The sequence below is a fragment of the Brevibacterium aurantiacum genome (assembly GCF_007558825.1).
Classification (GTDB): Bacteria; Actinomycetota; Actinomycetes; order Actinomycetales; family Brevibacteriaceae; genus Brevibacterium; species Brevibacterium aurantiacum_A.
The window spans coordinates 1-22,593 of record NZ_VLTK01000004.1; the positions used below are offsets into that span (position 1 = coordinate 1).

The following is a 22,593-nucleotide window of genomic DNA, read 5'->3' on the forward strand; positions in this document are numbered from 1 at the left end:
ATCAAACATGGCGGTCTACACCGGGGGTGTCAGTTTCAATTGTGTACTTTCTGCCTTGCGGCCCGCCGTACCAGCGGATATCCACTCTACAGTGTTGTTTCGACCTTCGCAACTTGAAGTTCATCTTCAATCTGCTGGGATCAAACCTGGTCAGAGCGACCGTTGCCGTTCCTTGCGGGCTGGCAACTCGGTACACACTACACACATCTGGCGGGGTGTGCAAAACGAGTGGATTCCGTCGCATAGACCTCCAGCTGCTGACCCGTTCGACTCATCCGCAGCGGCGGGTGAGGACTTCCCGGCGACCGGTGCGCTGCAGGAACCGTACCGGATAGCTTCCGCGGTTTCGCGCGACCGTGCAGTAGATCGTCAGCCCACTGGAGTGATGAGTTCTGGGCCGTCGTTGCGAACATTGCCCACGCTCTTGCCGACCTTATGTCGCGTCACGCTCGCGGGGTCGACGTGCGAGAGTGTCGATTCCAAGAGCGGAGGGACCTCGGCACTGGGCACCGCTGGATCGATCCATTGATCGACACCGCCACGGCTGAGGAATACCGGCATCCGATGGTGAACATCGAGCAGGTGTCCCGCCGCTTCCATGGTCAGGATCGTCGTCGACACCAACCAGGACTGGTCCGACTGCTTCCAGAACTCGAAGAGGCCGGCCATGAACAGCGGGTCGGCACCCGCGGCTGACATCATCCATGGCTGCTTTCCGTCTTCGGTTGTCTCCCACTCGTAATAGCCAGGGATCGGAAGTGCACAGCGACGCCTTTTGATGGACTGTCTGAACATCGGCTTTTCGAGGACCGTCTCGGAGCGCGCGTTGAATGCCTTGAAGCCGATCTTCGTGTCCTTCGCCCATCCAGGGACCAGCCCCCACGAAGCGGTCTCCAGTCGACGTGTCAGCTGCCCTTCGTCGTCGAGTCGTTCGACGACGATCGGCACGAAGGAGCCGGGCGGCACGTTGTACCTGGGTGTGAAGTCGTAGGAGATGACGTCGAGACGGAGCTCATCGGCGAGATCTGCCGGATCGAGAGACATATTGAGTCGACCACACATGCGCTTATCTTCTCACTTCACTACACTGTCGACAATGGCGGCGGAAAAGACATCAGCGAGCAGACTCGACCCGATCGAGGAGTCCAGGAAACAGTGGCTCGCCCACGGTTGGAACGATTCCACCGATGGTATGACGACTGTGATCTCTGTGATGAGAGTCCATCAGCTGTTCCTCGCAAAGGTCGATGCCGCACTCAAACCATTTGCGCTGACGTTCTCACGGTACGAAGTCCTCACTCTCCTGTCCTTCACCAAGTCGGGAACACTGCCGATGTCGAAGATCTCGGCCCGCCTGCAGGTCCACGCCACATCGACGACGAACTCGGTCGATCGACTCGAGAAGGCTGGTCTCGTGAAGAGACGCAGCCACCCAGATGACCGTCGCACCACGCTCGTCGAGCTCACCGAAACCGGCCGTGAACTCTCCTCACGCGCAACCGCCGCCCTCAATGAGGAGGTCTTCACCTCCCCTGCGCTGGCCGGGACCGATCTGGGCGGACTCCTCCCCCACCTTGAATCACTGCGATCCGAGCTCGAAGACCACGCCTGAGGCTGCATCCTCTCTGCTGACCGATTACCACAGGAAACGACTGCGCGAATTTAGTTGGACGTCCAAGTAATTTCTCCGTATCGTAGTGAACGACATCACGAATGCGACAAGTCTCAATCGTGGATAGCCCAAACCGTGGAGGAACAATGTCCCGCAGCACAGCAGCTGCCCTGCCGTTCGGTCTCACCGAAGAACAACAGACAATCTCCGGCATGGTGCGCGAATTCGCCGATTCCGAGATCGCACCGCATGCTCTGGAATGGGATGCCAACCACCACTTCCCCGTCGACGTCATCAAGAGGTCCGCCGACCTTGGCATGGGCGGAATCTACGTCAGCGAAGAAGCTGGCGGCACAGGGATGGGGCGAATGGATGCAGCCCTCATCTTCGAAGCCATGTCGACCGCCTGCCCCTCGGTCGCCGCATACATCTCCATCCACAACATGGTGGCGTGGATGATCGACAAATACGGAGATGCCGAGCAGAAGGAGAAATACCTCTCGAAGCTCGTCTCGATGGATCACCTCGGCAGCTACTGCCTCACAGAGCCCAACGCCGGTTCCGATGCCGCCGCCCTGCGCACCTCGGCGAGGGAGGACGGTGACTCCTATGTCCTCAACGGCGTCAAACAGTTCATTTCCGGTGCCGGCACCACCGAAACATACCTGGTGATGGCGCGTAGCGGCCAAGATGGATCGCGCGGAATCTCCGCATTCATCCTCGAAATGGGCATGGAGGGTCTCTCCTTCGGCCCCAACGAACAGAAGATGGGATGGCGAGCTCAGCCGACCCGACAGGTCATCATGGAAAACGTGCGCGTGCCGAAGGAGAACCTCCTCGGCGAACCCGGTCAGGGTTTCAAGATCGCGATGTCCGGACTCGACGGAGGTCGGCTCAACATCGGAGCATGCTCGCTGGGCGGCGGGCAGTCTGCGCTGGAGAAAGCCATCGACTACATGGGCGAACGACAGGCCTTCGGCACCGAGCTCTCAGCTTTCCAGGCTCTGCGATTCGAGGTCGCGGAGATGCAGACCAAGCTCGAAGCGGCTCGCTCCCTCCTGTGGCGTGCCGCCAACGCCTACGACGCAGGCGATCCGAACACCTCGCTGCTCTCGGCAATGGCGAAGCTGACAGCCACGGATTCGGGTTTCGACGTCGCCAATAGGGCACTCCAGTTGCACGGCGGCTACGGCTATCTGACAGAGTATGGAATTGAGAAGCTGGTGCGTGACCTGCGCGTCCACCAGATTCTGGAAGGCACCAACGAAATCATGCGCGTGATCATTTCGCGCAAGAGCACAGGAGTGGGCTGATATGACGACAGAGACCGCGGCACCGCCGACGGAAGCATCGGTGATCACCTCGATCACCAACGGAGTGGGCCGGATAGAGCTCAACAGGCCGAAGCTGATCAACGCACTGAGCCAGGAAATGGTGGGTGCCATCGATGATGCCCTGAAGAGCTGGCGCGATGACGACGCGATCAAGGCCGTCCTTGTCACCGGACGCGGCGAACGCGGGCTGTGCGCCGGTGGCGACATCAAGGCCGTCTACAACGACATTGTCGCCGGCACCGATGAGAACGCCCGGTTCTGGAATCGCGAATACAAGATGAACCATGAGATCTCCGAATTCCCCAAGCCCTATGTGGTCATCATGAACGGCATCACGATGGGCGGCGGCGTCGGAATCTCGGGCCACGGCTCCCACCGCATCGTCACCGATTCCACCAAGATCGGAATGCCGGAGACCGGGATCGGCCTGTTCCCCGACGTCGGCGGCACACATCTGCTGGCCAATGCGCCGGGCGAGCTCGGCACCCATCTGGCACTGACCGGACTGCCGGTCGGAGCGGGAGCCGCGCTGGCCATGGGATTAGCCGACTACTACGTGCCAGACGCTGATGTGCCGGGACTCATCGCCGACCTCGAAGCGGGCAGCGACGTGGAAACGGTGATCGACCGCTACGCCGCCGATGCTCCGGAGAACGAACTCGCCGAGGCAGCAGGCTGGATCGACGAATGCTATACCGGGGACCGGGCAGAGGACATCGTCGCAGCGCTGGCCGCGCATGCGAACCCTGATGCCAATGCCACCGGGAAGCTGATCGGGACGAAGGCACCCACGTCGGTGAAGGTGACACTGGCCGCCGTGCGCAAAGCCGCAGACATGTCCCTGGCCGAAGTCCTCGAACAGGACTACCGCGCAGCCGTCGCGCTGACGCGTCGTCCCGACCTCAAGGAGGGCATCCGCGCGCAGGTCATCGACAAGGACCGCAACCCACAGTGGTCCCCGTCCGCATTCGACGAGGTCAGCGACGAAACAGTCAACGACATCCTCACCACCGATCACGAAGAGAAGGTGTTCTCATGAGCGACTACGAAACAATCCTCACATCCGTCGACCAGGGTGTGGCCACCATCACGCTCGATCGCCCGAAGGCTCTCAACGCGTTGAACATGCAGGTGCTCACCGACGTCACCGACGCGGCCGCCGCATTCGATGCCGACGATGAGGTCAAGGCGATCATCATCACCGGCAGCGGCAAGGCCTTCGCCGCGGGCGCCGACATCAAGGAGATGTCCGACCTCGACTTCGCCACCGCGTTCAAGGCCGACTGGTTCGCCGGCTGGACCCGCCTGACTGACGTGCGCAAACCGGTCATCACCGCGGTCAACGGCTTCGCGCTCGGCGGCGGCTGTGAGCTGGCGATGATGGGCGACATCCTCATCGCGTCGACGAAGGCGAAGTTCGGCCAGCCCGAGATCAACCTCGGAGTCCTCCCCGGCATGGGCGGATCCCAGCGTCTGACTCGCGCGATCGGCAAGGCCAAGTCCATGGACTTGTGTCTGACCGGACGCATGATGGACGCAGAGGAGGCCGAGCGCTCGGGCCTCGTCGCACGTATCGTCGAACCCGAGGAGCTGCTTGCAACGGCCAACGAGATCGCGCAGACGATCGCCTCGAAGTCCCGCATCGCCTCGGCGATGGTGAAAGAGGCGGTCAATACCGCATTCGAAACGACGCTCGAGCAGGGACTTCGTTACGAACGTCGTCTCTTCCACTCCTCCCTGGCCACGAACGACCAGACCGAGGGAATGACCGCATTCGTCGAGAAGCGGGACGCGAACTTCACGGATTCCTGATCCACCACACGACGCAGCGAACCGCACACGGCTGCAACGATGGCGCAGGCGAGGCGAACTCGTCTGCGCCATCGGCGTATTCGGTCCCATGATCACTTTTAACAATCGTTCAGTTAGAGTGGAAACGTTCATCCACCCAAAGGAGGCACAATGAATTCTTTCGCCAACATTCTCCCCCAGCTGCGACTTCCGGTGCTCGGCTCCCCCATGTTCATCGCATCGGGTCCCGACCTGGTCAAGGCCCAGTGCCAGGCCGGCATCATCGGCTCCTTCCCCACTCTCAATGCCCGTCCGGCCTCGATGCTCGCCGACTGGCTCGACGAGATCTGTGAGACCAACGCCGCGTTCACCGCAGCGAATCCCGATCGTCCGGCGGCACCGTTCGCCGTGAACCTCATCGTTCACCGCTCGAACAACCGCTTGGAGGCCGACCTCGCCGAGGTGGTTCGCCACCAGGCGCCCATCGTGATCACGTCGTTGGGCGCACGTGAAGAGGTCAACGAGGCCGTGCACTCCTACGGCGGCATCGTCCTCCATGACGTCATCAACAACAAGTTCGCGCACAAAGCCGTGGAGAAGGGCGCCGACGGCGTCATCGCCGTGGCCGCTGGTGCCGGTGGACATGCCGGAGCGCTCTCCCCATTCGCGCTGGTCCAAGAGATCCGGTCCTGGTTCGACGGTCCGGTCCTGCTCTCGGGCGCAATTGCGCACGGTCGCTCGGTCCTCGCAGCGCTGGCCGCCGGCGCCGACTGCGCCTATGTGGGCTCGGCTTTCCTGTCGACGACAGAGGCCAACGTCACCGACGACTACAAGCAGATGGTCGTCGACTCCGCTGCCGAGGACGTCGTCTACTCCAGCTACTTCACCGGAGTCAAGGGCAACTACCTGCGCGGTTCGATCACTGCCTCGGGACTCGACCCCGACGATCTTCCCGAGGCCGACCCGACGAAGATGGACTTCGGCACGAGGGAAGGGTCGGACTCGAAGGCGTGGAAAGACATCTGGGGCTCGGGTCAGGGCATCGGCGTGCTCAATGAGAAGAGCACCACAGCCGAACTCGTCGACAGTCTTGCCGCCCAGTTCGAGGCCGCGAAGAAGGAGCTCGACGCTCGCCTGAATACGGCTGTCGGTGTCGGCTGAGCCGCACTGAGCTCTCAGATCGTGGAGATTATGCCCCGTTCGGTCAGGCGCGAAGACAGTCCTGCACCGTCCGGGGCATAGATCCACGGCACGCCCTGACCGCGACCGTGGCGCTTCGAACGACCACCTGCCCAGACCGCTTCACCGACGGTGAGCTGTCGGATCGCAACCGCGGCGACATTGTCGGGGTGGTTGTCCACGAACTCTCCGTAGACCTCTTCGTCCTTCTGACCGTCGTCGCCGATGAGCAGCCATTTCATCCACGGGAACTCACGCGACAGGCGCTCCAGAGAATTTCGTTTGTGTTCCTTGCCCGAACGGAAGACGCGAGTCGTCGTCGGCCCCCAATCGGTGAGCAGCAGGGGCCCCATCGGGTAGAGGTTGCGGGAGAGGAACCTCTTGATCGTCAGAGCCGAATTCCAAGCTCCCGTCGACAGATAGACCATCGGAGAATTCGGGCGCATATAGGTGATCCGGTCATAGAGCACAGCCATTCCCGCCACCGGCGACCTGGCATGCTCGCTGAGGACGAAGGTGTTCCACGCGGCAAGAAACGGTCGCGGCAGTGAGGTGACCATGACCGTGTCATCGATATCGGAGATGATGCCGAACGTCGTGTCCTCGCCGATGATCCGCACGGCAGCGGAATCGACGAGCGACCCATCGGTCCACAGTTCGATCTCCGTCTCACCGGGCTGAAAGTCACCGGGAATGACAGTGTCGATGATGCCGCCCCTGTCAGCGGTGACCATGTGCTCTTCGTCATTGACGCGGACCCAGGCCGTGTCGTTGGGCAGAGGCACACTGACGAAGGACTTCCACCCTCGAATGCTCGCCTGCAGGTCCGCCGCAGTCTGACCGGTCGGGGTCAGGACCAAACGTCCGAGCACTCTCACCCATCCGGTGCCGCCATAGGTGTCATAGGCGATGACTGTGCGCTGATAGGTGTGGTCGGTGGCGCGGTTCTGGAGCCAGCCGTTGAGTCGATCTTCCATCCGTGCCGCGGTGTGCAGCATGTCCGGGGTGAGATTCAGCGGTCCCTCTTCGGGTTTCTTCTTCGCCACGGTTCTTCCTTCACACTCATCGCACGTCAGGTCGGATCGGGTTGCAGTCGGCTCAGACGAAGCCGACCTTGTCATAGACCTCACGCAGGGTCACCTCGGCGATCTCATTGGCCTTCGCCGCACCCGAATCGAGGATGGCCTGGAGCTGCGCCCGGTCCTGCAGAAGCTCATTGGTGCGCTCTCGCACAGGGGTGAGGGCTTCGACGGCGATCTCTGCCAGGTCGACCTTGAGATGACCGTACATCTTGCCCTCATACTCGGCGACGATGTCATCGACCGACCGCGAGGTCAGGGAGGAATAGATCGTGAGCAGGTTCGAGACACCGGGCTTGGACTCCGGGTCGTAGGCGATCTCCTTGCCATCATCGGTGACTGCGGACTTGATCTTCTTCGTCAGTGACTTCGCGTCATCGAGGAGGTCGATGCGACCCAGCGGGCTGGGCAGGGATTTCGACATCTTCGACGAGGGGTTCTGAAGGTCGTAGATCTTCGCGGTGGCCTTGAGGATCTGCGGCTCTGGGACGACGAAGGTCTCTCCGAACCGATAGTTGAAGCGTTCGGCCAAGTTTCTGGTCAGCTCGAGATGCTGGCGCTGATCCTCGCCGACGGGCACCATCTGCGGGTTGTAGAGAAGGATGTCGGCTGCCATCAGCGCTGGGTAGGTGAGCAGACCCAGGGACACATGCTCCTGCTTGGCCGATTTGTCCTTGAACTGCGTCATCCGGCTGGCCTCACCCATCGACGTGGTGCATTCGAGGACCCATGACAGCTGCGGGTGTGCCGGGACCTGCGACTGAACGAAGATCGTCGACTTCTCCGGATCGATACCCGCCGCAATGAACTGCGCAACGGTGCGCAGGGTGCGCTCGCGCAGGTCGCTGGGGTCCTGCTCGACGGTGATCGCGTGCATGTTCGCGATGAAGTAGAAGGCATCGTGTGACTCCTGATGCACCACGAACTGCTGCAGAGCTCCGATGTAGTTGCCCAGGTGCAGTGAGTCAGAGGTGGCCTGGATGCCGGAAACGGTGCGTGGCAGAGAAGAAGTCATCATAGAACCATAATGCCACTTCAACCCCGCGTCATCGCAGACCGCCCCGTGCGAGCCGAGGACTCAGGTGATCTCAGCCACCTGCGTGCCACCGGCAAACGGTATAGTGACGAAGCCGATCACATCGTTCAGCGCCGACGAGCCCTGGGTGAGTCCCGGGTCTGTGGGGAGATTCCTCCGCGCAGACCCGGGCCTCTTCGCGTGAGAGGAAGCTGACCGATTTCCCTGCCGGATGACCATGGCCGACAATTGTCATGTGCGCAGATGGCTATTTCTGATGGGCGCCATCATCGCCGAGGTGACCGGCACCCTGGCGCTGAAGGGAGCTCTTGACTCCCCCGCCCTCTATTTCCTCGTCGGCCTCGGCTATGCTGCAGCGTTCGTCTTCCTCAGCCTCACCCTCCGCGTCGGCATGCAGCTTGGCATCGCCTACGGAATCTGGGGCGCAGCGGGAGTCGCACTCACCGCGATCCTCTCCCTCGTCCTCTTCGCTGAACCGCTCACACCCGTCATGATCACCGGAATCGTCTTCATCATGGGCGGCGTCATCCTCGTAGAGGTCGGCAACCGCGAAGATGACGCGCACCCGACCGTCCCGAACGCGCCGCAGACCGAGACAGAACCGCCGCAGACCGCGCCGGGAGTCGAGTCATGATCATCGGATGGATCCTGCTCGCCTTCGCAATCGTCCTCGAGGTCGCGGCCACGATCTGCCTGCGAATGGCATCGGTCGGCAGCAGCAGATGGTGGTACACGGGAGTCGCCGTTGGATATCTCGTGTCATTCAGCCTGCTCAGCCTCACGCTGCGCACAGGCATCCCCTTGGGAGTGGCCTACGGAATCTGGGCCGCCAGCGGAGTGGCTCTGACGGCCTTGGCCGGCCGCGCGCTGTTCAAGGAGAAGCTGACGCGGAAGATGCTCTGCGGCATCGGTCTCATCCTCATCGGCGTGCTGCTCATCGAACTCGGCTCCTCACACACCTAGACGATCAGCCTGCGGCCTACTTCGGTGCGGGGAGGTCATAGTCGATGACGAGCGGTGCGTGATCGGACCAGCGCTCGGCCCAGCTGTCAGCTCTGTCGACCGTGGCTTCAACTGCCGCCTGGGCAAGTACCGGTGTCGCCATCTGATAGTCGATGCGCCAACCGGCGTTGTTGTCGAAGGCCTGTCCGCGCATGGACCACCAGGTGTAGGGGCCGTCGACATCGCCGCTGAGCCTTCGGTGTACGTCGACGAAGCCGACATCGCCGAAGAAGCCGTCGAAGTACGCACGTTCTTCGGGCAGGAATCCCGCCTTCTTGCGGTTGGCCTTCCAGTTCTTCAGGTCGCGTTCGGTGTGGCAGACGTTGAGGTCACCGGTGACAAGCACGTGATCGGCGTGCTGTGCGAGTTCGGGCAGGCGCACGGTCATTCGGTCGAGGAAGCGGTACTTGTCCTCCTGTTTGGGAGTGTCCACCTCACCGGAATGGACGTAGGCCGATACGAGGGTCAGCAGCGACCCGTCACCGAGGCGGTAGTCCGTTTCCACCCACCGACCGGCACGGTCGAAGTACCCGTCAGCACCGAGGCCTTCGCGTACCTCGGCCGGCTCCGTGCGAGCCATGACGGCGACTCCGGCACGTCCTTTCGCCTCGGCGTCGTGGCTGATCGTGGTGTACTCGGTGTCGTCGAGCACTTTGAGGGCGATGTCGTTGGCGGCCCGGACTTCCTGCAGTGTGATGAAGTCGGGTTTCGCACTGTCCACCCAGGTGGGCATCCCCTTTCTCCATGCTGCTCGAACTCCGTTGACGTTGACTGATGCAATCCGAATCATGTGTTCTATCATGGCATGAGCGCACTACTCATACGGGCTTGGGCGTTATAGAGTGATGGAAAGAAACATATTTCAGGAGGCGTAATGGCTGTTGACGAGACTTTCGATTCTGAGCAGCTGAGCATCAGCCCGCTTGACGAAGTAGACGCCCGTGAGATGCGCGAGTTCCTGCTCGGTGCGCAGGAGAACTTCTGGGGAGACCGGGACCTGAGCGGCGATCACGATGCCTACTGGTTCCGCCAGTTCGTGACCTCGGGTCTGGTGGCCAGATACCGTTCGGAGATCGTCGGCTATCTGCTCGGCGTCATCCCCCACGATGGCCCTTCCTATATCCACCTGGTTGCCGCCCGATCGGATTTCCGACATAAGGGAATCGGTCGTCACCTGTACCAGCACTTCATCGAACACTCGCGAACCTTGGGAGTCTCATCGGTGCAGGCCACAACCTTGCCAGATTCTTCCGCGGCGATTTCGTTCCATTCATCTCTCGGGTTCACCGGTGAACTCATAGAAGACTATGCGGGTGCCGGAGATCCGCGAGTGTTCTTCGAGCTCAAACTCCTCGAGGAGTGACGGACACACCGGTCTGACCAGCGAACAGCGACCGGACCAGCAGAACAGAGACCGACGGCCTCCCACACACAGATGTGGGAGGCCGTCGGACTGAGAACGTGAACCGTTCAGGCGGCTGCGGCCGCCCGCTGAGCGACGTCGACGACGTTCTTCAGAAGCAGTGCCCGAGTCATGGGCCCGACTCCGCCGGGGTTCGGTGACACCCAAGCCGCCACCTCGGCGACTCCAGGGTCCACATCTCCCACGATCTTCGACTTCCCCGTCTCCGGGTCCTCTTCGCGTGAGACTCCGACGTCGAGGACGACCGCACCAGGCTTGACCGCGTCGGCGGTCACGATCCGAGCCGAGCCCGCGGCGGCGACGATGATGTCGGCCTGAGCCAGCAGCTCGGGCAGATTCGTCGTTCCGGTGTGCGTCAGCGTCACCGTGGCGTTGTACTCGCGGCGGGTCAGCAGCGCACCGATCGACCGGCCGACGGTGACACCACGGCCGACGACCACCACATGCTTGCCGGCCAGTTCGACCCCGTTGCGCTGCATCAGCTCGATGACTCCACGTGGGGTGCACGGCAGCGGAGAGGTGATCTCCCGGTTGACATTGAGCATGAGCCGGCCGAGGTTGGTCGGATGCAGCCCGTCCGCGTCCTTAGCCGGGTCGATGCGTTCGAGGACCGTGTCGGTGTCGATGTGAGACGGCAGCGGCAGCTGCACGATGTATCCGGTGCATTCGTCATCGGCGTTGAGCCCGTCGATGACCGACAGGAGTTCGTCCTGGCTCACCGATTCCGGAAGATCACGTCGGATGGAATGGATGCCCACCTCGGCGCAGTCACGGTGCTTTCCCGCCACATACCACTTCGATCCCGGATCCTCACCGACGAGGACCGTGGCCAAGCCGGGAACGATGCCCCGCTCGGCCAGGCTCGCGACGGCTGTCCTCAGCTCTTCTTTGATCTCCTTCGCACAGGCCTTGCCGTCAAGAGTCTTTGCTGCCATCAGTACTGCTCCAGATCTTCGTAGAGGGGGAAGTTGTCGCTGAGTTTCTTGACCCGAGCGCTGAGTGCGTCGACGTTCGCACCGGGCTTCAGCGCCTCGGCGATGACGTCGGCGACCTCGGTGAACTCGGCATCGCCGAACCCGCGGGTGGCCAGAGCGGGGGTGCCGATACGCAGACCGGAAGTCACCATCGGCGGTCGCGGATCGAATGGAACGGCGTTGCGGTTCACGGTGATTCCGACTTCGTGCAGGAGATCTTCTGCCTGCTGGCCGTCCAGGGCCGAGTTACGCAGGTCGACGAGGACCAGGTGGACGTCGGTTCCGCCGGTCAGGACCGTTGCACCGGCCTTGGCAACATCGTCGGCCAAGAGTCGCTGCGCCAAGATCTGGGCTCCGCGCACGGTCCGTTCCTGGCGGGCCTTGAACTCTTCGGACGCGGCGAGCTTGAACGCCACTGCTTTGGCCGCGATCACGTGCATCAGCGGTCCGCCCTGCTGTCCCGGGAAGACGGCGGAGTTCAGCTTCTTCGCGTACTCCTCCTTGCCGAGGATGAAGCCTGAGCGTGGACCGCCGATGGTCTTGTGCACCGTCGATGACACGACATCGGCGAAGGGCACCGGGTTGGGGTGCAGGCCGGCGGCGACAAGTCCGGCGAAGTGAGCCATGTCGACCCAGAGCTTCGCTCCGACTTCGTCGGCGATGTCGCGGAAGGCCTGGAAGTCAAGCTGGCGCGGGTAGGCCGACCAGCCTGCGACGATGACCTCGGGGCGATGCTCGAGTGCTCGCTCACGCACCTTGTCCATATCGATGCGGTAGGTGTCGGGGTCGACTTCATAGGAGGCGACGTCGTAGAGGCGTCCCGAGAAGTTGATCTTCATGCCATGGGTGAGGTGACCGCCGTGGGCCAGCGACAGGCCGAGCATCTTGTCACCGTGGCGGGCGAGTGCGTGCATCACGGCGGCATTGGCCGAGGCACCTGAGTGTGACTGCACGTTCGCGTATTCGGCGCCGAAGAGGCTCTTGGCCCGGTCGATGGCGAGAGTCTCAGCGACATCGACGTACTCGCAGCCACCATAGTAGCGCTTCCCCGGGTAGCCCTCGGCGTACTTGTTCGTCAGCACGGATCCCTGTGCCTGCAGCACTGCGCGCGGCACGAAGTTCTCCGAGGCGATCATCTCGAGAGTCGAACGCTGACGGCCCAATTCCTGGTCGAGGACTTCCGCGATCTGTGGATCGAGGTCTGCAAGCGAAGCCTGCATCGTGTTATCAGTCATGTATACACTCCTGTGGCATCCAAAGTGATGAGTGGGACGCCGCGATCGGCTCCGCGAACACCCGGAAACAATGCTAACAGCGAACCAGATCACACCGATGAGCCGTTCGTCATCCGGATGATGGGCCGGTTTCGGGGCACACCGGGTACGACCATTAGAATCGTGCGCATGAGTCGAGAATGGATCCTGCGAGTCACCTGCCCGGACGCAACCGGAATCGTCCATGCCGTGACCGGGGTCCTGGCCTCACTCGGTGCCAACATCACCGAGTCCCAGCAGTTCTCCTCCCCCGATTCCCTCCAGTTCTTCCTGCGCGTCCAGTTCGTCACGAACCGCGATTGCGATGCCGAAGCCTTGGAGTCTTCCCTCGCCGAGGCGGCTCAGCGTTTCGATATGACGCTCAGCCTCCAGCCGGTGGAGAAGAAGACGAGAACTCTGGTCCTCGTGTCGAAGGCCGCGCACTGCCTCAACACTCTGCTGTTCCAACAGAGCTCGGGGCAGCTGCCCATCGATATCGTCGGTGTGGCCGGCAACCATGACGACCTGCGGCCACTGGCCGAATTCCACGGTCACGACTTCCACCACATTCCGATCACGCGTGAGACCAAAGACGCTGCCGAGACGCGTCTGAGCGGACTCGTCGATGAGCTTGACGTCGAGCTCATCGTCCTCGCCCGGTACATGCAGATCCTCTCCCCGGATCTGTGCACTCGGCTCGAGGGTCGGGTCATCAACATCCACCACTCGTTCCTGCCCAGCTTCAAGGGCGCAAAACCGTATCACCAGGCTCACGCCCGCGGAGTGAAGATCATCGGAGCCACGGCCCACTACGTCACCCCTGATCTCGATGAAGGGCCGATCATCGAACAGGATGTCGCTCGCGTCGATCACAATCGCAATATCGCCGACTTCGTCCAGCGCGGACAGGATGTCGAAGCAGCGGTGCTCGCACGGGCCGTGGCCTGGCATGCAGAAGGACGTGTCCTCATGGACGGGCACCGCACGGTCGTCTTCAACTGATCCGACCAGCTCAGCGTCGGCACACAGCGCCTTGTTGTCAGCAGATTCTCTTGGTTGTCAGCAGATTCTCTTGGCCTTGAATCCTCATTTAGCCAACTCATAGACAGTTCACACCCAACGCTGAATGTGTTGTAGAGTCGCCCCGGTTTACAAAAGGAGACGACTTAAAGATGACGGAAACCACTTTCCGCACAATAGCGATCGTCCTGTACTTTGCAGGAATGCTGGCCATCGGCTGGTTCGCGTACCGCAAGACCAAGAACAGCCTCGACGACTACATGCTGGCAGGCCGCGGACTGCGCCCCAGCGTTGCCGCACTCAGCGCCGGAGCCTCCGACATGTCGGGTTGGCTGCTGATGGGGCTGCCCGGAGCCATCTACGCGGCGGGACTGGTCGAGGCGTGGATCGCTGTAGGTCTGACCGTCGGAGCCTGGGTGAACTGGAAGTTCGTGGCCCCACGTCTGCGGGCATTCACAGAGAAGGCCGGTGACTCGATCACCATTCCCAGCTTCTTCGAGCAGCGTCTGAAGGACAACACCCGTCTGCTGCGCATCGTCTGCGGTGTCATCATTCTGGTCTTCTTCACCTTCTACGTCTCCTCCGGCATGGTGGCTGCTGGCAAGTTCTTCGAATCGAGCTTCGGCCTGAACTATCTTGCCGGCATGCTCATCGTCGCGGCCATCACCATGATCTACACGCTGTTCGGCGGCTTCCTCGGCGCCACACTCACCGATGTTGCCCAGGGCCTGCTGATGTTCGCCGCACTCATCGCGGTCCCGATCGTCGCAGTGGTCAACGCCGGCGGTCCGTCAACCGTGATCTCCAACGTCAGGGAGATCGACCCCAGCCTGCTCAGTGTCTTCGGCAGCGGACCGTTCTGGGCCGGTGGCACCTACCTGGCTGTCATCTCCGCACTCGCCTGGGGCCTGGGCTACTTCGGCCAGCCGCACATCATCGTACGGTTCATGGCGCTGCGGACCCCTGCGGATGCGAAAGTGGCTCGCCGGATCGGTGTGGGGTGGATGGGAATCTCCGCTCTCGGGGCCATCGCCACCTCCATCGTCGGAATCTCCTACTTCTCCGAGCATGCCGATATGGAACCAACCGACCCGGAGACGGTGTTCCTGGATCTGGCTCAGATCCTCTTCCACCCATTCATCGCGGGACTGGTCCTGGCTGCGGTGCTCGCGGCGATCATGTCGACGATCTCCTCGCAGCTCGTCGTCACCTCTTCGGCTCTCATCGAGGATCTCTACAAGATCGTGGCGCTGCGCACCGGTTCGAAGCGCACCCTCCAGGACAAGACCTACGTGCTGCTCGGGCGCCTCGGCATCCTCGTTGTTGCCGTCATCGCCGTGCTGTTAGCGATCTCACCGTCGAACAGCATCCTCGACCTGGTGGCGTTCGCCTGGGCAGGCTTCGGTGCCTCCTTCGGGCCGATCGTGCTGCTGACCCTCTTCTGGAAGAAGCTCAGCAACTGGGGTGCGCTCTTCGGACTCGTCTCGGGTGCGGCGGTGGCGTTCGTCTGGGGACAGGTCAGCAGCCCACTGACCGATCAGATCTACGAGATCATCCCCGGCTTCGCCATCAACCTCATTGTGGCGATCGTGGTCAGCAGGTTCACGTACAAGCCCAATGCGGACACAGACCGCGAATTCGACGAATCAGTTGAACTCTCACGAGTGAAATGACGGACCAACGGCCCGCCTGACATAGACCAACGGCCCGCCTGACGGACTCACGTGCGTCGGGCGAGCTGAATCCGCCACCTTCATCACGCCCTACACTCAGCGGCTATTCCTCCACCAGCACCGGGAGGAAAAGCCGCTGAGTGGTTACTGCCTGGTTGCGAGTGCGGTGTGCTGCTGACGGGAGGCGCTGATTATCCTCTTCCATCCCGTACGCGACGTACGCGACCACTCTCCTGTGAATACACTTCAGGCGGGCACCCATCGGGTGCCCGCCTGAGATGTTGCGAGTGAAGAGCCTTACTTGGTCTCTTCGGCGCTTTCGTCGGTTGCTTCTTCAGCGACCTCTTCGGTTGCGGCCGAGTCGGCAGCTTCCTCGGTGGTCTCCGCAGGAGCCTCTTCGACGACTTCTTCGCTCGAGCTCGCCGTTGCTGCGGTCTCGGTGGCCTGCTCGGCTTCCTTCACAGTTGCCTGCTTCGGCGAGTAGGGCTCGAGAACCAGTTCGATGACGGCCATGGGCGCATTGTCACCGGCACGGGGACCGATCTTGGTGATACGTGTGTATCCACCGGGACGCTCGGCCATGGTTTCGGCGATCGAGGTGAACAGCTCGTGCACGATCGACTTATCGCCGATCTTTCCGAGCACGCGACGACGGGCGGCGAGGTCGCCCTTCTTCGCAGCGGTGATCATGCGCTCCGCAACCGGACGCAGGCGCTTGGCCTTGGTCACGGTCGTGGTGATCTTCTTGTGCTCGAACAGGGCAGCAGCCATGTTGTTGAGCATCATGCGCTCGTGTGTTGGGGAGCCTCCGAGACGAGGACCCTTGGTTGGGGTTGGCATAGTGTCTTACTCCTAGGTCTTAATCAGTACTGTTCGTCTTCGACGTAGGACTGGTCCTCATCAACGAGACCGGGTTCGAACCCGGCGGGACTGTCCTTGAGGCTCAGACCCAGCTCGTTGAGCTTGGCCTTCACTTCGTCGATCGACTTCGAACCAAAGTTGCGGATATCCATCAGATCGGCTTCGCTGCGAGCAACGAGTTCGCCGACGGTGTGGATTCCTTCGCGCTTGAGGCAGTTGTAGGAGCGCACGGTCAGATCGAGATCTTCGATGGCCAGGGCCAGATCAGCAGCCAGAGCCGCGTCAACCGGCGAGGGTCCGATCTCGATGCCTTCGGCTTCGACGTTGAGTTCCCGAGCCAGGCCGAAGAGTTCGACCAGTGTCTTACCCGCAGATGCAATCGCATCGCGTGGGGTCATCGACGGCTTGGTCTCAATGTCGAGCACCAGGCGATCAAAGTCGGTGCGCTGCTCGACACGAGTGGCCTCGACCTTGTAGGTGACCTTGAGAACCGGCGAGTAGATCGAGTCAACGGGGACCCGACCGATCTCTGCATCCGCATTCTTGTTCTGAGCGCTCGAAACGTAACCGCGTCCACGTTCGATGGTCAGCTCCATGTCCAGACGGCCTTCACCATTCAACGTGGCGATATGCAGATCTGGGTTATGGATCTCGACTCCGGCAGGAGCAGAGACATCGGCGGCAGTCACGGTGCCGGGCCCCTGCTTGCGCAGGTAGGCAACGACCGGTTCATCGAATTCCGAGGACACGACCAGGGACTTCAGGTTGAGGATGAATTCAGTGACATCCTCCTTGACTCCTGGAACGGTGCTGAACTCGTGGAGCACACCGTCGATCCGGATGGACGTGACGGCGGCACCTGGAATCGACGACAGCAGGGTACGACGAAGCGAGTTGCCGAGGGTGTAGCCGAATCCTGGCTCGAGTGGTTCGATGGCGAACCGTGAGCGATTCTCGGAGACGACTTCTTCCGTGAGCGTTGGGCGCTGTGCAATGAGCACGTGGGCTTCCTTTCAGCGAACATCCGCTATATGACGTTCGCACTGCACGTCATGGACTAAAGCCATGAAGAACGGTTCGGTTTATCTTGGAATCCGTTCTGCGACTGATGCCGGGGCTTGCCCCGTCGTCGGACGCAGATACACGGAAGGATCAGCCGCGGCGGCGCTTGGTGGGACGGCAGCCGTTGAACGGAACTGGAGTGACATCCTGAATGGTGCCCAGTTCCAGACCGGCGGCCTGCAGCGAACGGATCGCGGTTTCGCGTCCCGAACCTGGTCCCTTGACGAAGACGTCGACCTTCTTGAGGCCGTGCTCCTGTGCGCGACGGGCAGCGGATTCCGCAGCCATCTGTGCGGCGTAAGGGGTCGACTTGCGCGAACCCTTGAAGCCGACCTCACCTGAGGAGGCCCAGGAGATGACAGCACCGGTCGGATCGGTGATCGACACGATGGTGTTGTTGAACGTTGATTTGATGTGTGCCTGGCCGGCAACGATATTCTTCTTGAGCTTGCGGCGAGGCTTGCGCACTGTAGCGGCGCGTGACTTGGGAGGCATGTGTTTTACTCCTGATCGAGGTGGCTGATGCTGGTCAACCGGGTGAGCATGTTACTTCTTCTTACCGGCCACGGTGCGCTTCGGTCCCTTGCGGGTACGCGCATTCGTCTTGGTCCGCTGTCCGCGAACCGGCAGACCGCGGCGGTGACGCAGGCCTTCGTAGCTTCCGATCTCCACCTTGCGGCGAATGTCGGCAGCAACCTCACGTCGGAGGTCGCCCTCAACCTGGAATGTGCCCTCGATGAAGTCACGCAGCTGGACGAGCTCGGCATCGCTCAAGTCCTTCACACGGGTATCAGGGCTGATTCCCGTTTCCGTCAGGGTCTGGCGCGCACGGGTGCGGCCCACACCGTAGATATAAGTCAAGGCGACTTCCACGCGCTTTTCACGCGGAATGTCGACTCCGGCAAGTCGTGCCATAGGTACTATCTCCTGTTGTAGTTCCGGAGGTGCTGATGCAGACCTGTCCTTGGTCTCCCAAGGTCCTCGGCCCCCGACCGAAGGTATCGTCCTGACACTGCCCTAAAGGCAGTGCAGATGGCGAGGTCTGCGCGGGTGTGGTGCTGCTGAAGCCCCTTGCGGGTGCCTCTGTCTGCTCGAAGAGCTGCTCAACCCTGGCGCTGTTTGTGACGCGGGTTGGAGCAGATGACGATGACCCGGCCGTGACGGCGGGTAATCTGGCAATTCTCGCAGATCTTCTTGACGCTTGGCTTAACCTTCATGGTTTTTCCTTCTTCCGACCCTTACCCCTGCGCAGGGGCGGGTACGAATGATCGAAGATCCTTACTTGTAGCGGTAAACGATTCGCCCACGCGAAAGATCGTATGGAGACAGCTCCACGATGACCCGGTCCTCAGGGAGAATTCGAATGTAGTGCTGTCGCATTTTTCCTGAGATATGCGCAAGCACTCTGTGCCCATTGCTCAGCTCAACCCGGAACGATGCGTTCGGGAGGGCTTCGACAACGGCGCCTTCGATCTCAATGACCCCTTCTTTTTTGGCCATATCGTTCGCTAACCTCGTATTCCCGCGAAAACTTCGCGTTCGACGTAATCGTGTATCGTCGATCTACCCCGACGACCCCATGGTCTGTGGCTCACCTCACCACATGAAAAGTTGCGGATGGCAAATGCCGCCCACAACTGAAAAAGGGTGAGTTGAGTGAGAACAGACCAATCAACAACCCTACACTATGGCCGAAGATTCTTCCACACGGTGCTGGCTTACAGGAGTGAAGTCCCCTACAATCGTTCTCTCCCTCGCCGAGGCTGTCCCCAGGTTCAGGTCGCGCGTCGAGTTCCGTACCCGGCCCGGATGCTCACGATGACGGCGATCGCGAGCACGACGAAGCCCATCAGGGTGATCGATGCGAACCCACCGAAGGCCAGCAGCGGCCCGGACAGGGCCGCCAACGCGGCGGCACCGAAGTTCATTCCTGCGTCTGAGAGTCCCTGCACCGACATGCGATGCGCGGGATCGATCTCTTTGGTCAGCAGGGTCGATCCCGCGATGAGGCAAGCGCTCCAGCCCAGGCCTAAGACGAACAGCGCCACCGACAGTCTGGTGAACGACGACTCGCCGAGAGCATCGATGAAGCCGAGGACCAAGGACACGGCGAACAGTCCGTGGCCGAGGAGAATCACCCGACCGGCGGAGTACCTGTCGGTGAGGTAGCCGAAGACCGGGGAGAGTCCGTACATACCGAGGATATGCCCGCCGATCGTGATGCCGATCAGTTCGAGGCCGAGCCCATGGTGGTCCATGTGAAGCGGTGTCATCACCATCGTTGCCACCATGATCATGTGCCCGGTGACCACGGACAGCAGCCCCATGAGCGCGCTCGGGGAACGTCTGATGGCCTGCCAGGTGCCACCTCGGCGAGCGGATGTCGAGGACTCATCTCGTGTGGCGGGTGTGAGTCGGCGCAGGAAGAGGACGCTGAGCAGGGCAAGCGCGAAGCCTGCGATCGCGATGACGAAAGGACCCGACAATGGGTCGATCTTCAGTGCTCGACCGAGTCCGGCACCGGGTCCTGAGAGGTTGGGTCCGATGACGGAGCCGATCGTCGTGGCCCAGACGACCACGGACATCGCTGAGCCCTTGAGATGGTCGGGAGCCGCATCCGTGGCAGCATAGCGGCCCTGCAGCCCCGCGGCCGTCGCCGCCCCGAAGCAGCCCATGCCGATGAAGAAGGCGATGTCGATGCCGAACAGGATCGCCAGCACGATGAGAATGGCACCGCAGAGCGCGATCGCGTAGGCGATGGCCAATGCCAGGCGTCGGCTTCTGCGTTCGGCCAGCTTCGCCAGTGGAACGGCAAGCAGTCCGGCGCCGAGGATGGACGCAGTCTGCGCGAATCCGGCGAGCTCCGTGCGTCCGGTCAGACGCTCCGCGAGAATCCCGCCGACGGCGAACCCTGTGGCGATGCCGATGCCGGAGAACAGCTGCGCCAGGCTCAGAGCCCATTGATTCCGACGGAATACCGACTGCGGCTGTGCAGACATCGCGACCACCACCTCTCAATTGTCTCAATGACTGGGTCCGGCTCCAGTCTCAAGGTCCACTTTAGTCCGTGACCGTCCATGTCAGAACGGACCGCGTAGGCGGCGGTTCCCCTGCTAGCGTGAAACCGGACATTCTCGCAACGGCCAATGAAGGAGCATCACGTGCAGGACCTGGATTCGATCTCAGAAGACTCACTCATCGCCAAAGGCGGGCGCAAGTGGTCAAGCTTCCCGGGCAGCCTCGGCGCGTTCATCGCAGAGATGGACTTCGGTGTCGCACCGGGCGTGCGCCAGGCTCTGCGCGAGGTCGATGAACGCGATCTCTTCGGCTATGCACCGCAGTCCATCGTCTCCGACCTCAAGTCGGCCACCTCGGCGTTCTGCGCCGAACGCTACGGCTGGCAGTTCCCCGAGCAGCATGTCGAGCTCGCCAGCGATGTCATTGCAAGCTTCCTGGGCATCCTCACGCACCTGACCCCGGCCGATACCCCGATCGTCCTCCCGACGCCCGCCTACATGCCCTTCTTCGATGTCGCCGCGGTCACAGGACGAGAGCTCATCGAGGTGCCGATGATCCGGTCCGAGACAGGCTGGTCCGTCGACCTCGATGCAGTCGATGCCGCGCTGGTGCCCGGGGCCACCCTGGTCCTGTGCAATCCCCATAATCCGATCGGGAAGGTGTACAGGAAGACTGAGCTTCTGGAGCTCGCCGAGGTCGTCGAACGCAATGATGCACGTGTGTTCTCCGATGAGATTCATGCACCCCTCGTCTACGAACCGGCCCGTCACATTCCCTATGCCAGCCTCAATGAGACCACTGCGTCCCATACTGCGACGGCAACGGCTGCGTCGAAGGCGTTCAACATTCCCGGACTCAAATGCGCGCAGCTCATCTTCACCAATGCAGACGACCGCGCGATCTGGGCGAAGAAGGGCAACTTCGTCTCGGGTGCGGCTTCGAACCCCGGCATCCTAGCCACCACAGCTGCGTACACCCAGTCAGGTGACTGGCTGGCCGAGATCACCGCTTATCTCAGGGGCAATCGTGAGCTTCTGACCGACCTCGTGGCCACACATCTGCCCAATGCCACGTTCCTCCCGCCCGAGGGCACGTACCTGGCGTGGTTGGATATGCGCGGATATGGCCTCGAGACCGGCCTTTCCGAGCATTTCAATGCCCAGGCCCAAGTCGCGATCACCGAGGGGCGCCTGTGTGGTGAAGTCGGCGCAGGCCATATCCGATTCAACTTCGCGCTGCCGCGTCCCCTGCTCACCGAGGCGATCGCACGCATCGCCTCCGCGCTGTGATCGAGCACAGTGTTCTCATCCGGCACGGTGCTCTCAACGGACACAGCCGGTTCAGCTGTTCGGCAGCCACTCGATGAGGTCGAAGGATGAACTCGAGCCGGCACATTCCAAGATCTGCTGGTCGAATCTCAGGTAGTACTCCAGGTTGCAACGGTCCATGAGATTGCGGAAACGCAGGGCAGGCTGATCGGATCCGACCAGCTCCGATGGAAGTATCGGATGCGTCATGACTGCTCGCGCAACCTGGAAATAGATGTCGAAGAACTTCACCAACGGCATCTCTGGGTGTCCACCACCCGGTTGGGTTCCATCCTGGCTCAGTGCAGCCAGCGCGCTCTCAAGCGGTGGAAGCTCAAGGGTCGCGGAATCTACGTCGAAAGCTCGCGAAGTCATTCGCTTCGCGGAGGCGATATCGGCTGGCTCGATCATCGCGTATTCACACCAGCCCGGTTCGATGACTGCCGGCAGCTGAGCCGACAGTGCATATGAGTGATCCGCAAAGGACAGAAGCAGTCCAGGGCGCAGTTGGCGGTAGCCGAGCATTCTGCTCACGTATTGGAATCGGTCGCGCTGCATCCGTGCTGACTCGGGAATTGAGTACATCACGCTGTGGAACCGGCCCTCGAAAGTCGGTTCTTCGCGGTCACCCGCGATGTCCATGAAACCGGAGAGTATGCGCGCACTCAATCGATAGATGGAGACTCGTCCGAGTCTCTCGCTGGTCAGAATGTTGCGCTGAACCATCCGCACCAGCTGATTGTGCACGCTCGAGGACGAATAGCCGTGTTCAGCCAGGACTCCGACGATCACAGGCCCGGGCAGGCCCTGAGCGCGCAGACAGCCGAAGGCGGAGACGACGTCGAAGGCGATGCGGGTCAGACGATACCCATCGCCCACATCTTCCCGACGTTTCGTGTGATCGTGGACACCCGTCATGCCCAGATCCTAACGTGAGACCGCAAGGAGCCTGTCGAGAAGGCCGGAAAG

The 22,593-nt window shown here is 61.6% G+C and carries 25 protein-coding genes; 11 read left to right on the plus strand and 14 right to left on the minus strand.

Annotation, left to right across the window (positions count from 1 at the left end):
• Nucleotides 1-369: 369 nt before the first annotated feature.
• Entirely contained in the window at nucleotides 370-1,044 is a 675-nt protein-coding gene (locus tag FO013_RS07310) for an SOS response-associated peptidase (RefSeq protein ID WP_395949472.1), read from the minus strand.
• Nucleotides 1,045-1,096: 52 nt separating this feature from the next.
• Here FO013_RS07310 and FO013_RS07315 point away from each other — a divergent pair, with 52 nt between their 5' ends.
• From FO013_RS07315 to FO013_RS07335, 5 genes are all read left to right on the plus strand, one after another.
• Nucleotides 1,097-1,612 (plus strand): MarR family winged helix-turn-helix transcriptional regulator, encoded by a 516-nt coding sequence (locus FO013_RS07315; RefSeq protein WP_143921926.1) that lies wholly within the window; start codon nucleotides 1,097-1,099, stop codon nucleotides 1,610-1,612.
• A gap of 146 nt (nucleotides 1,613-1,758) precedes the next feature.
• Entirely contained in the window at nucleotides 1,759-2,925 is a 1,167-nt protein-coding gene (locus FO013_RS07320) for an acyl-CoA dehydrogenase family protein (RefSeq protein ID WP_143921927.1), read from the plus strand.
• A gap of 1 nt (nucleotide 2,926) precedes the next feature.
• The gene (locus tag FO013_RS07325) at nucleotides 2,927-3,985 is read left to right on the plus strand and encodes an enoyl-CoA hydratase/isomerase family protein (RefSeq protein ID WP_143921928.1); all 1,059 of its coding nucleotides are present in this window, start codon (nucleotides 2,927-2,929) and stop codon (nucleotides 3,983-3,985) included.
• Entirely contained in the window at nucleotides 3,982-4,758 is a 777-nt protein-coding gene (locus FO013_RS07330; protein ID WP_143921929.1) for an enoyl-CoA hydratase, read from the plus strand. Before FO013_RS07325 ends, FO013_RS07330 begins: the two co-directional genes overlap by 4 nt.
• 150 nt (nucleotides 4,759-4,908) lie before the next feature.
• Nucleotides 4,909-5,898 (plus strand): NAD(P)H-dependent flavin oxidoreductase, encoded by a 990-nt coding sequence (locus tag FO013_RS07335; protein ID WP_143921930.1) that lies wholly within the window; start codon nucleotides 4,909-4,911, stop codon nucleotides 5,896-5,898.
• Nucleotides 5,899-5,912: 14 nt separating this feature from the next.
• Here the strand turns inward: FO013_RS07335 and FO013_RS07340 are convergent, their stop codons facing one another.
• Both FO013_RS07340 and trpS read right to left on the minus strand, forming a co-directional pair.
• The gene (locus tag FO013_RS07340) at nucleotides 5,913-6,962 is read right to left on the minus strand and encodes an App1 family protein (protein WP_143921931.1); all 1,050 of its coding nucleotides are present in this window, start codon (nucleotides 6,960-6,962) and stop codon (nucleotides 5,913-5,915) included.
• Between the two features lie 52 nt (nucleotides 6,963-7,014).
• Entirely contained in the window at nucleotides 7,015-8,013 is a 999-nt protein-coding gene (gene trpS, locus FO013_RS07345) for a tryptophan--tRNA ligase (protein ID WP_143921932.1), read from the minus strand.
• 253 nt (nucleotides 8,014-8,266) lie between these two features.
• Between trpS and FO013_RS07350 the strand changes: the two genes are divergently transcribed.
• Both FO013_RS07350 and FO013_RS07355 read left to right on the plus strand, forming a co-directional pair.
• Entirely contained in the window at nucleotides 8,267-8,665 is a 399-nt protein-coding gene (locus FO013_RS07350; protein WP_143921933.1) for a DMT family transporter, read from the plus strand.
• Complete coding sequence (locus FO013_RS07355; RefSeq protein ID WP_143921934.1) at nucleotides 8,662-8,994, plus strand: DMT family transporter; 333 nt, start codon at nucleotides 8,662-8,664, stop codon at nucleotides 8,992-8,994. Before FO013_RS07350 ends, FO013_RS07355 begins: the two co-directional genes overlap by 4 nt.
• 16 nt (nucleotides 8,995-9,010) lie before the next feature.
• On the opposite strand, the gene FO013_RS07360 is transcribed toward FO013_RS07355, so the two are convergent.
• The gene (locus FO013_RS07360) at nucleotides 9,011-9,823 is read right to left on the minus strand and encodes an exodeoxyribonuclease III (RefSeq protein ID WP_143921935.1); all 813 of its coding nucleotides are present in this window, start codon (nucleotides 9,821-9,823) and stop codon (nucleotides 9,011-9,013) included.
• Between the two features lie 84 nt (nucleotides 9,824-9,907).
• Here FO013_RS07360 and FO013_RS07365 point away from each other — a divergent pair, with 84 nt between their 5' ends.
• Nucleotides 9,908-10,396 carry a GNAT family N-acetyltransferase gene (locus tag FO013_RS07365; RefSeq protein WP_143921936.1) on the plus strand — a complete coding sequence of 163 codons (489 nt, stop codon included), beginning with the start codon at nucleotides 9,908-9,910 and terminating at the stop codon, nucleotides 10,394-10,396.
• A 107-nt stretch (nucleotides 10,397-10,503) separates the two neighbouring features.
• Here FO013_RS07365 and FO013_RS07370 read toward each other — a convergent pair whose 3' ends face one another.
• A complete protein-coding gene (locus FO013_RS07370; protein ID WP_143921937.1) occupies nucleotides 10,504-11,391 on the minus strand; it encodes a bifunctional methylenetetrahydrofolate dehydrogenase/methenyltetrahydrofolate cyclohydrolase in 888 nt (295 codons plus the stop codon).
• Nucleotides 11,391-12,665 carry a serine hydroxymethyltransferase gene (gene glyA / locus FO013_RS07375; RefSeq protein ID WP_143921938.1) on the minus strand — a complete coding sequence of 425 codons (1,275 nt, stop codon included), beginning with the start codon at nucleotides 12,663-12,665 and terminating at the stop codon, nucleotides 11,391-11,393. Before glyA ends, FO013_RS07370 begins: the two co-directional genes overlap by 1 nt.
• Before the next feature lie 168 nt (nucleotides 12,666-12,833).
• On the opposite strand from glyA, the gene purU reads away from it, so the two are divergent.
• A complete protein-coding gene (purU, locus tag FO013_RS07380) occupies nucleotides 12,834-13,685 on the plus strand; it encodes a formyltetrahydrofolate deformylase (protein ID WP_143921939.1) in 852 nt (283 codons plus the stop codon).
• 170 nt (nucleotides 13,686-13,855) lie between these two features.
• The gene (gene putP / locus FO013_RS07385) at nucleotides 13,856-15,376 is read left to right on the plus strand and encodes a sodium/proline symporter PutP (RefSeq protein WP_143921940.1); all 1,521 of its coding nucleotides are present in this window, start codon (nucleotides 13,856-13,858) and stop codon (nucleotides 15,374-15,376) included.
• A 297-nt stretch (nucleotides 15,377-15,673) separates the two neighbouring features.
• Here the strand turns inward: putP and rplQ are convergent, their stop codons facing one another.
• The 7 genes from rplQ to FO013_RS07420 all read right to left on the minus strand — a co-directional run bounded on the left by rplQ (nucleotide 15,674) and on the right by FO013_RS07420 (nucleotide 20,298).
• Entirely contained in the window at nucleotides 15,674-16,216 is a 543-nt protein-coding gene (rplQ, locus tag FO013_RS07390) for a 50S ribosomal protein L17 (RefSeq protein ID WP_143921941.1), read from the minus strand.
• A gap of 23 nt (nucleotides 16,217-16,239) precedes the next feature.
• The gene (locus FO013_RS07395; protein ID WP_143921942.1) at nucleotides 16,240-17,238 is read right to left on the minus strand and encodes a DNA-directed RNA polymerase subunit alpha; all 999 of its coding nucleotides are present in this window, start codon (nucleotides 17,236-17,238) and stop codon (nucleotides 16,240-16,242) included.
• Nucleotides 17,239-17,389: 151 nt separating this feature from the next.
• On the minus strand, nucleotides 17,390-17,794 hold the full coding sequence (rpsK, locus tag FO013_RS07400; protein ID WP_009884958.1) for a 30S ribosomal protein S11: 405 nt from the start codon (nucleotides 17,792-17,794) through the stop codon (nucleotides 17,390-17,392).
• A 51-nt stretch (nucleotides 17,795-17,845) separates the two neighbouring features.
• Entirely contained in the window at nucleotides 17,846-18,214 is a 369-nt protein-coding gene (gene rpsM / locus FO013_RS07405) for a 30S ribosomal protein S13 (protein WP_092102951.1), read from the minus strand.
• A gap of 188 nt (nucleotides 18,215-18,402) precedes the next feature.
• Nucleotides 18,403-18,516, minus strand: coding sequence for a 50S ribosomal protein L36 (gene rpmJ / locus FO013_RS07410; RefSeq protein WP_009884960.1), 114 nt, complete (start codon nucleotides 18,514-18,516; stop codon nucleotides 18,403-18,405).
• A gap of 61 nt (nucleotides 18,517-18,577) precedes the next feature.
• On the minus strand, nucleotides 18,578-18,799 hold the full coding sequence (gene infA, locus FO013_RS07415; RefSeq protein ID WP_101574514.1) for a translation initiation factor IF-1: 222 nt from the start codon (nucleotides 18,797-18,799) through the stop codon (nucleotides 18,578-18,580).
• 275 nt (nucleotides 18,800-19,074) lie between these two features.
• Nucleotides 19,075-20,298, minus strand: coding sequence for an MFS transporter (locus FO013_RS07420; RefSeq protein WP_143921943.1), 1,224 nt, complete (start codon nucleotides 20,296-20,298; stop codon nucleotides 19,075-19,077).
• 162 nt (nucleotides 20,299-20,460) lie between these two features.
• Between FO013_RS07420 and FO013_RS07425 the strand changes: the two genes are divergently transcribed.
• Complete coding sequence (locus tag FO013_RS07425; protein ID WP_143921944.1) at nucleotides 20,461-21,606, plus strand: MalY/PatB family protein; 1,146 nt, start codon at nucleotides 20,461-20,463, stop codon at nucleotides 21,604-21,606.
• A 51-nt stretch (nucleotides 21,607-21,657) separates the two neighbouring features.
• Here the strand turns inward: FO013_RS07425 and FO013_RS07430 are convergent, their stop codons facing one another.
• The gene (locus FO013_RS07430; RefSeq protein WP_143921945.1) at nucleotides 21,658-22,542 is read right to left on the minus strand and encodes a PaaX family transcriptional regulator; all 885 of its coding nucleotides are present in this window, start codon (nucleotides 22,540-22,542) and stop codon (nucleotides 21,658-21,660) included.
• Between the last annotated feature and the right edge of the window lie 51 nt (nucleotides 22,543-22,593).

Excerpts from the sequence above, each read along its gene's own strand:
- putP (WP_143921940.1), top strand. The coding sequence starts at position 13,856 with ATGACGGAAACCACTTTCCGCACAATAGCGATCGTCCTGTACTTTGCA.
- FO013_RS07315 (WP_143921926.1), top strand. The coding sequence starts at position 1,097 with ATGGCGGCGGAAAAGACATCAGCGAGCAGACTCGACCCGATCGAGGAG.
- rplQ (WP_143921941.1), bottom strand. The coding sequence starts at position 16,216 with ATGCCAACCCCAACCAAGGGTCCTCGTCTCGGAGGCTCCCCAACACAC.
- FO013_RS07360 (WP_143921935.1), bottom strand. The coding sequence starts at position 9,823 with ATGATTCGGATTGCATCAGTCAACGTCAACGGAGTTCGAGCAGCATGG.
- rpsM (WP_092102951.1), bottom strand. The coding sequence starts at position 18,214 with ATGGCACGACTTGCCGGAGTCGACATTCCGCGTGAAAAGCGCGTGGAA.
- FO013_RS07355 (WP_143921934.1), top strand. The coding sequence starts at position 8,662 with ATGATCATCGGATGGATCCTGCTCGCCTTCGCAATCGTCCTCGAGGTC.
- purU (WP_143921939.1), top strand. The coding sequence starts at position 12,834 with ATGAGTCGAGAATGGATCCTGCGAGTCACCTGCCCGGACGCAACCGGA.
- FO013_RS07420 (WP_143921943.1), bottom strand. The coding sequence starts at position 20,298 with ATGTCTGCACAGCCGCAGTCGGTATTCCGTCGGAATCAATGGGCTCTG.
- FO013_RS07370 (WP_143921937.1), bottom strand. The coding sequence starts at position 11,391 with ATGGCAGCAAAGACTCTTGACGGCAAGGCCTGTGCGAAGGAGATCAAA.
- FO013_RS07320 (WP_143921927.1), top strand. The coding sequence starts at position 1,759 with ATGTCCCGCAGCACAGCAGCTGCCCTGCCGTTCGGTCTCACCGAAGAA.
- FO013_RS07365 (WP_143921936.1), top strand. The coding sequence starts at position 9,908 with ATGGCTGTTGACGAGACTTTCGATTCTGAGCAGCTGAGCATCAGCCCG.
- FO013_RS07325 (WP_143921928.1), top strand. The coding sequence starts at position 2,927 with ATGACGACAGAGACCGCGGCACCGCCGACGGAAGCATCGGTGATCACC.
- trpS (WP_143921932.1), bottom strand. The coding sequence starts at position 8,013 with ATGATGACTTCTTCTCTGCCACGCACCGTTTCCGGCATCCAGGCCACC.
- FO013_RS07330 (WP_143921929.1), top strand. The coding sequence starts at position 3,982 with ATGAGCGACTACGAAACAATCCTCACATCCGTCGACCAGGGTGTGGCC.
- FO013_RS07430 (WP_143921945.1), bottom strand. The coding sequence starts at position 22,542 with ATGACGGGTGTCCACGATCACACGAAACGTCGGGAAGATGTGGGCGAT.
- rpsK (WP_009884958.1), bottom strand. The coding sequence starts at position 17,794 with ATGCCTCCCAAGTCACGCGCCGCTACAGTGCGCAAGCCTCGCCGCAAG.
- glyA (WP_143921938.1), bottom strand. The coding sequence starts at position 12,665 with ATGACTGATAACACGATGCAGGCTTCGCTTGCAGACCTCGATCCACAG.
- infA (WP_101574514.1), bottom strand. The coding sequence starts at position 18,799 with ATGGCCAAAAAAGAAGGGGTCATTGAGATCGAAGGCGCCGTTGTCGAA.
- FO013_RS07310 (WP_395949472.1), bottom strand. The coding sequence starts at position 1,044 with ATGTCTCTCGATCCGGCAGATCTCGCCGATGAGCTCCGTCTCGACGTC.
- FO013_RS07335 (WP_143921930.1), top strand. The coding sequence starts at position 4,909 with ATGAATTCTTTCGCCAACATTCTCCCCCAGCTGCGACTTCCGGTGCTC.
- rpmJ (WP_009884960.1), bottom strand. The coding sequence starts at position 18,516 with ATGAAGGTTAAGCCAAGCGTCAAGAAGATCTGCGAGAATTGCCAGATT.